This is a genomic window from Brevundimonas sp. AAP58, from assembly GCF_001295975.1.
Classification (GTDB): Bacteria; Pseudomonadota; Alphaproteobacteria; order Caulobacterales; family Caulobacteraceae; genus Brevundimonas.
The window spans coordinates 1-12,123 of sequence record NZ_LJHU01000129.1 but is presented as its reverse complement, the minus strand read 5'-3'; the positions used below and the strand labels follow the sequence as shown (position 1 = coordinate 12,123).

General features: G+C 69.9%; 13 protein-coding genes. 6 read left to right on the top strand and 7 right to left on the bottom strand.

Going from position 1 to position 12,123, the window contains the following annotated elements; genetic code table 11:
• From IP78_RS14345 to ruvX, 4 genes are all read right to left on the bottom strand, one after another.
• Window positions 1-868: hypothetical protein (locus tag IP78_RS14345; RefSeq protein WP_054112344.1), on the bottom strand; the 868-nt coding region annotated here is incomplete at its 3' end.
• Window positions 865-1,845 carry an aspartate carbamoyltransferase catalytic subunit gene (locus tag IP78_RS14340; RefSeq protein ID WP_054112343.1) on the bottom strand — a complete coding sequence of 327 codons (981 nt, stop codon included), beginning with the start codon at window positions 1,843-1,845 and terminating at the stop codon, window positions 865-867. The genes IP78_RS14345 and IP78_RS14340, both read right to left, overlap by 4 nt.
• A 23-nt stretch (window positions 1,846-1,868) precedes the next feature.
• A complete protein-coding gene (locus IP78_RS14335; protein ID WP_054112342.1) occupies window positions 1,869-2,792 on the bottom strand; it encodes an AEC family transporter in 924 nt (307 codons plus the stop codon).
• Complete coding sequence (gene ruvX, locus IP78_RS14330) at window positions 2,789-3,259, bottom strand: Holliday junction resolvase RuvX (RefSeq protein WP_054112341.1); 471 nt, start codon at window positions 3,257-3,259, stop codon at window positions 2,789-2,791. The genes IP78_RS14335 and ruvX overlap by 4 nt, the downstream gene beginning before the upstream one ends.
• A 72-nt stretch (window positions 3,260-3,331) precedes the next feature.
• On the opposite strand from ruvX, the gene IP78_RS15405 reads away from it, so the two are divergent.
• From IP78_RS15405 to gatA, 3 genes are all read left to right on the top strand, one after another.
• A complete protein-coding gene (locus tag IP78_RS15405; RefSeq protein ID WP_054112340.1) occupies window positions 3,332-3,889 on the top strand; it encodes a hypothetical protein in 558 nt (185 codons plus the stop codon).
• Between the two features lie 74 nt (window positions 3,890-3,963).
• On the top strand, window positions 3,964-4,251 hold the full coding sequence (gene gatC / locus IP78_RS14320) for an Asp-tRNA(Asn)/Glu-tRNA(Gln) amidotransferase subunit GatC (RefSeq protein WP_054112339.1): 288 nt from the start codon (window positions 3,964-3,966) through the stop codon (window positions 4,249-4,251).
• 1 nt (window position 4,252) lies between these two features.
• Window positions 4,253-5,731, top strand: a complete 1,479-nt coding sequence (gatA, locus tag IP78_RS14315; RefSeq protein WP_054112338.1) for an Asp-tRNA(Asn)/Glu-tRNA(Gln) amidotransferase subunit GatA — start codon at window positions 4,253-4,255, stop codon at window positions 5,729-5,731.
• Between the two features lie 77 nt (window positions 5,732-5,808).
• On the opposite strand, the gene IP78_RS14310 is transcribed toward gatA, so the two are convergent.
• Entirely contained in the window at window positions 5,809-6,168 is a 360-nt protein-coding gene (locus tag IP78_RS14310) for an endonuclease domain-containing protein (RefSeq protein WP_054112337.1), read from the bottom strand.
• 85 nt (window positions 6,169-6,253) lie between these two features.
• Window positions 6,254-7,180, bottom strand: coding sequence for a glycerophosphodiester phosphodiesterase family protein (locus IP78_RS14305; protein ID WP_054112336.1), 927 nt, complete (start codon window positions 7,178-7,180; stop codon window positions 6,254-6,256).
• Window positions 7,181-7,308: 128 nt separating this feature from the next.
• Here IP78_RS14305 and plsY point away from each other — a divergent pair, with 128 nt between their 5' ends.
• A complete protein-coding gene (gene plsY / locus IP78_RS14300) occupies window positions 7,309-7,950 on the top strand; it encodes a glycerol-3-phosphate 1-O-acyltransferase PlsY (RefSeq protein ID WP_054112335.1) in 642 nt (213 codons plus the stop codon).
• Window positions 7,947-9,035 (top strand): DNA-processing protein DprA, encoded by a 1,089-nt coding sequence (gene dprA, locus IP78_RS14295; protein ID WP_054112334.1) that lies wholly within the window; start codon window positions 7,947-7,949, stop codon window positions 9,033-9,035. Before plsY ends, dprA begins: the two co-directional genes overlap by 4 nt.
• On the opposite strand, the gene IP78_RS14290 is transcribed toward dprA, so the two are convergent.
• Complete coding sequence (locus IP78_RS14290) at window positions 9,032-9,274, bottom strand: hypothetical protein (protein WP_156320441.1); 243 nt, start codon at window positions 9,272-9,274, stop codon at window positions 9,032-9,034. The two genes, dprA and IP78_RS14290, sit on opposite strands and share 4 nt — an antisense overlap.
• Window positions 9,275-9,416: 142 nt before the next feature.
• On the opposite strand from IP78_RS14290, the gene topA reads away from it, so the two are divergent.
• Window positions 9,417-12,023, top strand: coding sequence for a type I DNA topoisomerase (topA, locus tag IP78_RS14285; RefSeq protein WP_054112332.1), 2,607 nt, complete (start codon window positions 9,417-9,419; stop codon window positions 12,021-12,023).
• Window positions 12,024-12,123 lie beyond the last annotated feature (100 nt).

Below are 12,123 nucleotides of genomic sequence, written 5' to 3'. Positions count from 1 at the left end.
CCCGCCGGTCGCTCTCCGGCCGCAGCGGCGGGTCCAGCCGGTAGAAGGTCCGATAGTCGCCGATGTCCACCTCGTTGAAACACAGGTGGTTGATCGACACTGACGCCGCGACCTCCAGCCCCCGGCCCCGCGCCCGGGCCAGCACCTCCAGCGCGGCTTCCGTCGAGATCTGGTCCACCAGAAACCGCACGCCGGTCTGTTCGACCAGCGCCAGGTCCCGCTCCAGCTGGATTCGCTCGGCGATGGCCGGCGCCGACGGCAGGCCCAGCCGTGTCGCTAGCTCCCCCGACGTCGCCACCGCCCCCTCCGACAGCCACGGATCGGCCGGCCGACACGCGATCAGGGCGTTGAACGCCGTCGCATAGCTCATGACCCGGCTCAGTACCCGGCTGTCCGCGATGACATGGTCCCCATCGGTGAAATACAGAGCCCCCGCCTCGTGCATCAGGCCGATCTCGGCCATCCGGCTCCCGCCCCGACCCTTCGTCGCCGCGCCCGCCGCCCGCACATTGACCAGCCCCAGCGCCGCCCCGCGCCTCTGGATGAAGTCGACCATCGCGGGATCGTCCACGGCGGGGTCCGTATCCGGCTGCACCACGATGGTCGTCACCCCACCCGCCGCCGCGGCCAGGCTCGCGGACTTCAACGTCTCCTTCGGCTCAGCGCCCGGCTCGCCGGTGCGGACGCGAATGTCGATGAGCCCCGGTGCCAGGCACAGCCCGCCCGCGTCGACGACTTGCTCGGCCCGCATGGGCGCCGCGCCGTGCTCGACGACGGTGATCACCCCGTCCTCGACCAGCACAGCCCCCGGTCCGTCGTAATCCGACGCCGGGTCCAGCAGGCGGGCGTTGACGATGGCCAGGCTCATCGCGCGCCCTCCAGTCGCATCGCCAGCGAGGCCAGCACCGCCATCCGCGCCGCCACGCCCATCTCGACCTGATCCTGGATCAGAGACACCGACAGGTCGTCCGCCACGTCGGAATCGATCTCGACCCCCCGGTTCATCGGCCCCGGATGCATCACCTTGGTCCCCGGCTTGGCCCACGCCAGCTTCTCGCGATCCAGTCCCCAGAACCGGAAATACTCCCGCGTCGACGGCACCAGCGCCCCGTCCATCCGCTCCAGCTGCAGCCTCAGCATCATCACGACGTCGCAGCCCGCCAGGCCCTCGCGCATGTCGTGAGACACCTCGCAGCCCCAGCGATCCGCGTCGCCCGGCACCAGCGTCGGCGGCCCGATCAGCCGCACCCGCGCCCCCATCATCGACAGCAAAGCGACATTGGATCGCGCCACCCGGCTGTGGGCGATGTCGCCGCAGATCGCCACCGTCAGCCCGCCCACGTCCCCGAAGGCGCGGCGCAGGCTCAGCAGATCGAGCAAGGCCTGCGTCGGATGCTCATGGCGCCCATCGCCCGCGTTCACGACCGCGCAACCGACCTTCTGGCTCAGCAACGCCGCCGCCCCCGACGCCCCGTGCCGCACCACCAGGATGTCCGGCCGCATGGCGTTCAGCGTCACCGCGGTGTCGATCAGCGTCTCGCCCTTCTTCACCGAACTGGCCCCGACCGGCATGGTCACGACGTCGGCGCCCAACCGCTTGGCCGCGATCTCGAACGAGGAACTGGTCCGCGTCGAGTTCTCGAAGAACAGGTTCAGCACCGTGCGCCCGCGCAGCAGGTCCAGTGCCTTGGTCGACTGCCGGTTCAGGTCCACGAACGCATCGGCCAGATCCAGCAGCGATGCGGCGAACGGCGGGTTCAGATCCGCCGCCGCCAGGAAATGGGCTTTCGGGAACGGGACCAGCCGGTCGGCGATCAGGTCGGCGGCGACGGCTGAGTCTGTCATCAAAGCCGCGCTATAGCCCCTCCTCACGCCAGATGGAACAGCGCCAGCAGGATCGGTATGCCCGCCGCGCTGCCGACCGTCGTCAGCGCCACGATCCCGGCCATCAGAGGCGCGTCCCCGCCCATCTGCCGCGCCAGGATGTAGGACGCCGCCGCCCCCGGCGCCGCCCCGCACAGCAGCGCGATCCCCTGCGCCGTCTCCGACCCGCCGTACAGCCGGCACAGCCCCCACATCAGGAACGGCGTGATGACCAGCTTGACGATCGACACCGCCGTGATGGTCGCCTTGCGCCGCGCCACCTCGGCGAAGCTCAGTCCCGCCCCCGCCACGATCAGCCCCAGCGGCAGAGCGGCTCCGCCCAGCAGCTCCAGCGTCTCGGAAATCCCGCCCAGCCTCGGCACACCCGTCAGGTTCAGCGCCAGCCCGATCAGGCAGGCGATCAGGATGGGATTGGACAGGATCGCCCTGCCCAGCGACAGCGCCGACAGCTCCCGCTGATCCGCCCCCCAGCGCACCAGCACGATCACGCACAGCACGTTGGTCACCGGGATCATCGCCCCGATCACCACGGCCGCGAGCGCCAGTCCGTCCGGCCCATAGACCGCCTGGATCACCGGCAGAAAGACGAAGCTGTTCCACCGGATCACCCCCTGGAACACCGAGGTGTAGGCCGGCCCGTCGATCTTGATCAGCGGCCGCGCCAGCAGCGTCACCGCCGAGATGATCAGCACCGCGCTGACCGCCGCCGCCCCGGCCGCAGTCGCCCCGCCGCCCGAGATGTCCGCATGCCAGATCGCCGGGATCAAAAAGCCCGGATACAGCAGATGAATCGACAGCTTCTCGATCGGCCGCCACGCCGCGTCCGGCAGGAAGTCGGACTTTCGCAGGCCATAGCCGATGGCGATCAGCACGAAGACCGGCACGACCCCGGCGAGCAGGGCGGTCATGACGAGGGACGCAGCCGATCCAGCGCACCCTGAAGGATCCACGCCGCCGCCGTCCGGTCCACGACGCCCGCACGCCGCTTGCGGCTCAGGTCCAGTTCGTCGATCAGGAATCGCTCGACCGCGCTGGTCGACAGCCGCTCGTCCCAGAAGGCCACGTTCACGGGCCGCAACCGCTCCAGATTGCGCGCGAACGCCCGACACGACTGCGCGCGCGGCCCTTCGGTCCCGTCCATGTTCATCGGCAGGCCGATCACCAGCGCTGAAACCCCGCGTCCGTCCATCAACCGGAACAGCGCCTCTGCATCCTGCGTGAACTTCGTCTTGCGGATGAGCTCAAGCGGGCTGGCGATCATGCGGCTCGCGTCCGACACCGCCACCCCGATGGTTTGTTCGCCCAGATCGAGCCCCATCCACGGCGTGTCCGGCGGACAGGCGGCGGGCAGGTCTGTCAGGTCATAGATCGGCACGCGCCCCCGCTAGGCGTTGCCTTCCGCACTGTCAAAGCACAGGGTGCCGGCCTCGCCATCGGGAGGGGTTCCATGTCGCGTTCAGCCTTCACCATCGCCGGGGCCGTCGCCTTGGCTCTGTCCGTCAGCGCCTGCGACGCGGCGACCGAGGGAACCGACGCAGCCAATGGCGAAGCTTCTGCAGGCCCGGACGCCGCAGCCGGCGCGGCTCCGGCTCCGCAGACCGTCCCCCTCACCCCGTCCGGCCCGGCCGCGCCCCTGACCCCCGAGCCCGCCGAAGCCGAGGGCGTCCAGGACGCCGCCAGCGTCGTCCGCGTCGATCCCGTCAGCGAGGGCCAGGCCAAGCTGTTCGGCACCGCGGGCGGCGACCCGGCCATGAACGGCCTCTACACCTACATCGCCTTCTATGTGGCCCCGAGCGAGCCCTGGACCGTCTACAAACTGGGCGATGTCCTCGACTACACGGTCCTGTCGTCATCGCCGGGCCGCGTCGACCTGGACCTGCACAAAAGCACCTATGACGAGGCGTCCGGCCAGATCGGCGACCGCCATCGCCGCGTGATCGTCCAGTGGACGATGGGCTCCGACGAAGGCCCGCCGACGGCCGTCACCGTCACACCGGCGCAGTAGCCGCTCCGGTTCTTGTGCGGCGCGGCACGGGCGGCTAATCCCGCCCGCTTGACCCCTATCGACTGGAGGGCCCTGTGGCCATCGACGCCGAGACGGTGAGGAAGGTCGCCCACCTCGCCCGCATCAAGACCCCCGACGACCGGCTGGAGCCCCTGGCGCAGGAGCTGAACGGCATCCTGGCCTGGATCGAGCAGCTGCAGGAGGTCGATGTCACCGGCGTGGAGCCCATGACCTCCAACGTCGCCCAGCCGCTGCGTCTGCGCGACGACGTCGTCACCGACGGCGGCAAGGTCGAGGCGGTCCTGTCGAACGCGCCCAAGTCCGCCGACGGCTTCTTCGTCGTGCCCAAGGTGGTCGAATAGAATGTCCGACCTGACGAAACTGACCCTGAAAGCCGCGCTGGACGGCCTGTCGTCCAAGGCCTTCTCCTCGGAGGAGATCACCCGCGCCTTCGTCTCGACGATCGAGGCCGCCAACCCGACGCTGAACGCCTACGTCGAGATCACGGCCGACAAGGCCATCGACATGGCCCGCGCGTCGGATGCCCGCATCGCCTCGGGCGACGCCGGCGCCCTCGAAGGCGCGCCGCTCGGCATCAAGGACCTGTTCTGCACCGACGGCGTCCAGACGACGGCCGGGTCGAACATGCTGCGCGGCTTCGTCCCGCCCTATGAATCGACCGTCACCGCCAACCTGTGGCGCGACGGCGCGGTCATGCTGGGCAAGCTGAACATGGACGAGTTCGCCATGGGCTCCTCCAACGAGACCTCGGCCTTCGGCCCGGTCAAGAATCCCTGGAAATCAAAGGGCTCCAACGCAGACCTGACGCCGGGCGGCAGCTCGGGCGGCTCGGCCTTGGCCGTCGCGGCGGACCTGTGTCTCGCCGCCACGGCGTCCGACACCGGCGGTTCGATCCGCCAGCCCGCCGCCTTCACCGGCACCGTCGGCATCAAGCCCACCTACGGCCGCGCCAGCCGCTACGGCATGGTCGCCTTCGCCAGTTCGCTGGATCAGGCCGGCCCGATCACCAAGACGGTTGAGGACGCCGCCATCCTGCTGCGCTCCATGTGCTCCTTCGACGTGAAGGACTCCACCAGCCTCGACGTCGGGACGCCCGATTGGACCCAGTCGGTGGGCCAGTCGGTCAAGGGCCTGCGCATCGGCGTGCCGCGCGAATACGTCGTCGACGGCATGCCCGCCGAAATCCAGGCGCTCTGGGACCAGGGCGTCGCCTGGCTGCGGGACGCGGGCTGCGAGATCGTCGACATCTCGCTGCCCCACACCAAGTACGCCCTTCCGACCTACTACATCGTCGCCCCGGCCGAGGCATCGTCGAACCTCGCCCGCTACGACGGCATGCGCTTCGGCCACCGGGCGGCCGAGGCGAAATCGCTCACCGACCTCTATGAGACCAGCCGCGCCGAGGGCTTCGGCAAGGAGGTCCAGCGCCGCCTGACCATCGGGGCCTATGTGCTGTCGGCCGGCTTCTACGACGCCTACTATGTCCGGGCTCTGAAGGTCCGCCGCCGCATCGCCCAGGACTTCGACAATGTGTGGGGCCAGGTCGATGCCATCCTGACGCCGTCGACGCCGTCCGCCGCGTTCGCCCTGGGCGACAAGCAGATCGACCCGGTGACGATGTATCTGAACGACGTCTTCACGGTGACCGCCAACCTCGCCGGCCTGCCGGGCATCAGCGTCCCCGCCGGCCTCGACAAGAACGGCCTCCCGCTGGGCCTCCAGGTCATCGGCAAGGCGCTGGACGAAGCCACCGTCTTCCAGGTCGGCGCGGCGCTGGAACAGGCGGCGGGCAGCGTGGGCAAGCCCGAGCGGTGGTGGTGAGGACATCCCTCTCCCAACGGGAGAGGGCTTGAGCGCACGACGGCTCCGCCGTCGTCCTTGCGCGAAAGGGTGAGGGGTTACGCTCTCACCCGCGCGGCGTAATCGCGGATGCCGGCCAGCACGCCGGATAGGTCACCCGTCACCTGCTCATTGCGGAACCGGATGATGAACCATCCCAGCCGTTCGATCTCCTGCTCGCGGAACTGATCCTTCAGGTCGTTCTCGTCGTCGTCGTGAACGCCCCCGTCCAACTCGACGACAAGCTTCAGCTTTACACAGGCGAAGTCAGCGAAGTATCGGCCTATCCCGTATTGCCGCCTGAACCTGTGCCCATCGAGCTTCCCATTCCGCAGCGCCTGCCAGAGCGTGCTCTCGGCACGGGTCTGGTCCTGACGCAGAGCCCGCGCTCGCCTGGTGCGAAACTCTCGTTGATCCAACGCCCTGCCTCCCCTGCCACGTTCGATCCCCTCACCCTTTCGCGCAAGTCCGATCGCTGCGCTCTCGGGCGCTCAAGCCCTCTCCCTATGGGCGAGGGCACTCTGAAGCCCGTTCCAGCTCCGCCCCCAGCACGCTCCTGACCGCCAGCGGCGCGTCGGTGGCGATCACGACCGCGCCCTGCTCGAACAGGTCCCGGTACTCCGACACGTCCCCATCCTCGGCATAGCGGTCGTCCAGCCGCCGTCCCGGCGCACCCAGCGTCCCGAACTGCGCCTCCACGCCCCGCTCCGCCAGCGCTCGCCACAGCGCCGGCCGCGCCTCCCGCGTCCCGGTCCACGCCAGAATCTGCGCCGGATTGAGCCCCTCCAGCCCCTCCACATCGTTCAGCCCCGCCGAGATCATCATCTCCGGCGCCATCTCCGCCACCGCCCGCGCCGTTTCCGGCGAATAGGTGATCAGGATCACCCGATCCTGCGCGCCCGCCGCCCGCACCTCCTCGACCACCCGCCGCGCCAGCGCCAGGGTCGCCGCCTCATCCGCCGGCTTCAGATCGATCGAGGCGATCACGCCCGCCCGCCGCGCCGCCTCCAGCGCCTCGGCCAGCGTCGGCGGGGGCGCATCGATCACCGTTCCGTCCGTCGCCTCCAGCCGCGCCGCGCGCACCTGTTCGAACGTCAGGTCCGCCACCCGTCCTGTCCCCGTCGTCGTCCGCTCCAGCGTCTCGTCGTGCATGAGCACCAGCCGCCCGTCCGATGTCAGGGCCGCGTCGATCTCGACGATCGCGCCGGGGATGGCCCGCCCGGTCGCCTCGATGGCCTGAATGGAGTTCTCCGGCTGGTCGTCCGCCGACTGGGCCCGATGCGCCGACACCATCACCCCGCCCGTCTCCCTCACGCAGTCGAAGAAGGCCGCCAGCACGGGCGCCTGATCCGCCTCCTGCCGCACCGGCGTGGCGGCGCAGCCCGAGGCCAACAGGGCGGCGACGGCGGTCGTGGCGAACAGGCGGATCATGGCGCTCTCCGGATCGGGCGGAGGCGTCTCTTAACGGCCACAGCGCGCCGCCGGAACCCTCTGCCGCCCTTGCCGCCGCATCCGTCGCGCCGCATTCTGACGATGCACGTCTGGCGGGAGCGAATCAGTTGCAGGATCTAGTGGGCCCGGCGCTCGGAACCCTCGCGGCGGTCGCTGTGGGCGGATATCTGCTGGGCTCCATCCCGTTCGGCGTCCTGATCACCCGCGCCGCCGGGGCCGGCGACGTGCGCAAGATCGGTTCGGGCAACATCGGCGCCACCAATGTGCTGCGCACCGGCCGCAAGGACCTGGCGCTCGTCACCCTGCTCCTCGACGCCGGCAAGGGCGCGGCCGCCCTGCTGATCGCGCGCGAGCTGTTCGGGTCGGAGGTCGCCGGCGCCATCGCCGGCGGGGCGGCCTTCCTCGGCCACCTCTTCCCCGTCTGGCTCGGCTTCAAGGGCGGCAAGGGCGTCGCTACCTTCTTCGGTCTGCTGATCGCCGCGGCCTGGCCGCTCGGCCTCATGGCGGGCGCGACCTGGCTGATTGTCGCCTTCGCGCTCCGCTACTCCTCGCTCGCCGCCCTCGTGGCCTCCCTCGTGGCCCCGGTCTACGCCCTCTTGCCCCTGCCGGCGTTTGGCCTCCCGGCGGAGCAGCCGATCCTGGTCCTGGCGATCTTCACCGCCGCCCTGATCTGGATCCGCCACCACGAGAACATCGCCCGCCTGCTGAAGGGGGCCGAGCCCCGCATCGGCGCCGCGAAGAAGGCATGAGCCTTAGCCCGGCCGAGCGCTTCGCCCGGCTGCGGCTCGCCCGCACCGACCGCGTCGGCCCCGTCTCCTTCCGGCAGTTGCTGCAACGCTTCAGCTCGGCCGAGCGCGCGCTCGACGCCCTGCCCGACCTCGTCAGGAAGGGCGGCGGCCACGGCTTCGCCCTCCCGCCCGTCGAGCGGATCGAGGCCGAGCTCGCCGCCTCCGACCGGATCGGCGCCCGCCTGATCGTGCTGGGCGACCCGGAGCACCCGCCCCGCCTCGCCGCCCTGGACCCGCCCCCGCCCGTTCTCTGGGTTCGAGGCGACGCCAGCCTGCTGGCCAAGGATTCCGTCGCCATCGTCGGTGCCCGCATCGCCTCCGCGGGTGGCCAGAGGATCGCGCGCGGCCTGGGCCAGCAGCTCGGCGAGGCGGGCTTCGTCGTCGTCTCCGGCCTGGCCCGCGGCATCGACGCCGCCGCGCATGCCGGCTCGCTCCCGACCGGCACGGTCGCCGTGCTCGGCGGGGGCGTCGACGACGTCTATCCGCCCGACAACGCCGCCCTCTACGACCAGATCGTCGACCGGGGCGCCGTGGTCTCCGAAAGCCCCATCGGCGCCCGCGCCCAGGCCCGCGACTTCCCGCGCCGCAATCGCATCATCTCCGGCCTTTCTCGAGGTGTCGTCGTGGTCGAGGCCGAGATCCGCTCCGGCTCCCTCATCACCGCCCGCCTCGCCAATGAGCAGGGCCGTGAGGTCTTCGCCGTCCCCGGCTCGCCGCTGGATCCCCGCTCGAAAGGCCCCAACGAGCTCCTGCGTCAGGGCGCCCATATTTGCGAGGGCGTCGACGACGTGATTCGCGGCCTGGAGACCCTGCGCACCCTTGCCGAGCCGCCCGCCGACAATCCCTTCGACGCCAGCACTCCCGACGGAGAGCTCGACACGGCCTTCCTCGACCGCGTCGCCGCCCTGCTCTCGCCCACGCCGACGCCGCGCGACGAGATCGCTCGCGCGCTCAACGCCCCCGTCGCCGAGGTCGCCGCCGCCCTGCTGGAGCTCAGCCTCATGGGCCGCGCGACCCTGCTCCCGGGCGGTCTCGCCTCGACCTAGGCCGTGCGACGCCGGGCGGGCGGGTCCAGCTCCACCGGCACGGCCGGAACCGCCTCGGCCGCCCTCGCCGCCGCCGCGTCCAGCAACAGCCCCAGGTCCTCGTCCCCGTCCCATCGCGCCATCTGCGCCAGTTCGACGGCCATCGCCCCGATGTACTCGCGCACTGGGAACTCGCGGCGTTCGGGCTCGTGCGGCTGCGGCTTCTGCGAACGCGGCGTGGACTCGAACGGGGTGGTCATGGCGAGGCCCTTCGCTGGGGTGACGCCGCAGATGACCACAACCTAAGCCTGTTTGGCAACCATAAGGCGAATTGTCTCGTCCGATTGACAGACGCCGCCTGCCCAACCACGTTCGCCGCCCCTCCCCTCAGACTGAGCCGTAATGAATCTCGTCATCGTCGAGAGCCCCGCCAAGGCCAAGACCATCAACAAATACCTCGGCTCGGGCTACGAGGTGCTCGCCTCCTACGGCCACATCCGCGACCTCCCTTCGAAGGACGGTTCGGTGAAGCCCGACGAGGACTTCGCCATGGACTGGGAGGTCGATCCCAAGGCCGCCAAGCGCATGTCCGAGATCGCCGAGGCCGCCAAGCGCGCCGACCGCCTGATCCTGGCCACCGACCCCGATCGCGAGGGCGAGGCCATCAGCTGGCACGTGCTGGATGTGCTCAACAAGAAGCGCGCGCTCAAGGACACCCCGGTCGAGCGCGTCACCTTCAACGCCATCACCAAGTCGGCCGTGCTCGACGCCATGGCCGCCCCGCGCCAGATCGACATGGAGCTGGTCGAGGCCTACCTGGCGCGCCGCGCGCTCGACTACCTCGTCGGCTTCACCCTCTCGCCCGTGTTGTGGAGGAAGCTCCCCGGCGCGCGCTCGGCCGGCCGGGTCCAGTCGGTCGCTTTGCGCATCGTCGTCGACCGCGAGCTGGAGATCGAACGCTTCCGGCCCCAGGAGTACTGGTCGATCGAGGCCGACCTCGCCGCCGACAGCCCGCCCTTCACCGCCCGCCTGGTCAAGCACGCCGGCAAGCGCGTCCAGCGCCTGGACATCAAGGATGAGGCGACGGCATCCGCCGCACGCGCCGCCATCCAGTCCGGCGACTTCACCATCAAGTCGATCGAGAAGAAGCCGGTCCGCCGCTTCCCCTCGCCGCCCTTCACCACCTCGACCCTGCAGCAGGAGGCGGCGCGCAAGCTCGGCTTCGACGCCCAGCGAACCATGCGCGCGGCCCAGAAGCTGTACGAGGGCGTCGACGAAACCGGCGGCCTGATCACCTATATGCGGACCGACGGCGTCCAGACCACGCCCGAGGGCATCGCCCAGGCCCGCGAGGTCATCGGCGAGGTCTTCGGCCCGGCCTTCGTCCCCGCAGAACCCAAGTATTACAAGTCAAAAGCCAAGAATGCTCAGGAAGCGCACGAGGCGATCCGGCCGACCAACATCGCCCGTCGCCCAGAGACCCTGCGCCTCGAATCCGATCTCCAGCGCCTGTATGAGTTGATCTGGAAGCGCATGGTCGCCTCACAGATGGAGGCCGCCCGCCTGGACCGCACCACGGTCGAGATCGAGACCCCCGACGCCCAGACCGGCCTTCGCGCCACCGGCCAGGTCGTCACCTTCGACGGCTTCCTCGCCGTCTATGAGGAAGGCCGCGACGAGAAGCAGAAGGGCGCCGAGCCCGAGGAAGACGACCACACCGCCCGCCTCCCCGTCCTGAAAGAGGGCGCCAAGGCCCGCGTCGAAGCCATTCGTTCGGAACAGCATTTCACCGAGCCGCCGCCCCGCTATTCCGAGGCGACCCTGGTCAAGAAGCTGGAGGAGCTCGGCATCGGCCGACCCTCCACCTACGCCTCCATCCTGACGACCCTGCGCGACCGCGGCTATGTCCGCATGGACAAGAACCGCTTCATCCCGGAGGACAACGGCCGCCTGGTCACCGCCTTCCTGGAGCAGTTCTTCGGCCAGTGGGTCGAATACGACTTCACCGCCGCGCTGGAGACCCAGCTGGACGAGGTTTCGGCCGGCGACATGGACTGGAAGGCGCTGCTGCGCGACTTCTGGTCCAAGCTGAAGCCCGCGACCGCCACCGTGCTGGAGCGCCAGGGCGTGATCGACGAGCTCGACACCGCCATCGGCCCCTTCCTGTTCCCGGACAAGGGCGACGGGTCGGACCCGCGCCTGTGCCCGCTGTGCAAGCAGGGACGGCTGCACCTGAAGGCCAGCTTCAAGATGAAGTCCTCCTTCATCGGCTGCTCGCGCTATCCGGAGTGCCGCTACACGCGCGGCTTCGGCGCGGGCGAGAACGCGGGCGAGGAGACCGGCGGCGACCGCGACCTCGGGATCGATCCGGAAACCGGCCAGCCCGTCGCGCTCAAGATCGGCCGCTTCGGCCCCTATGTCGAAACCCCGGTCCCCGGCGAGGACAAGCCCAAGCGCTCCTCCCTGCCCAAGGGCTGGAGCCCGGCGACCCTGACGCTGGAACAGGCGTCGCGCCTGCTGTCCCTGCCCCGTCCCGTCGGCGACCATCCGGAGGACGGCAAGCCCATCATGGCGGGCCTGGGCCGCTACGGCCCCTTCATCCTCCATGCCGGGACCTACGCCAATGTCGCGGATATCGATGAGGTTTTCGAGATCGGCCTGAACCGCGCGGTCGTCCTCCTCGCCGAAAAGCGCGCGGGCGGCTTCAAAGGGCGCGGCGCGGCCACGGCGCCGCTGAAGGACCTGGGCGCTCACCCGGAAACCGGCGAACCCGTCCACGTCATGGCCGGCCGTTTCGGCCCCTATGTGAAGTCCGGCAAGATCAACGCCACGATCCCCAAGGGTACGGCGCCCGAGGACATGACGCTCGGGATCGCGCTTCCTCTCCTCGCCGCCCGCGCCGCCGCCGCGCCCGCCAAGGCCAAGAAGGCACCGGCGAAAAAGCCGGCCGCCGCCAAGAAGCCGGCGGCGAAGAAGGCGGCACCGAAGAAGGCGGCGGCAAAGAAATAGCTCTCCCTCTCCCAGCGGGAAAGGGAGAGAAACGCGCGCTGTTTTTCTCAATCGTCCAACGACGCCCGGATTCCCCCAATGAATCCAACGCCCGTCCTGT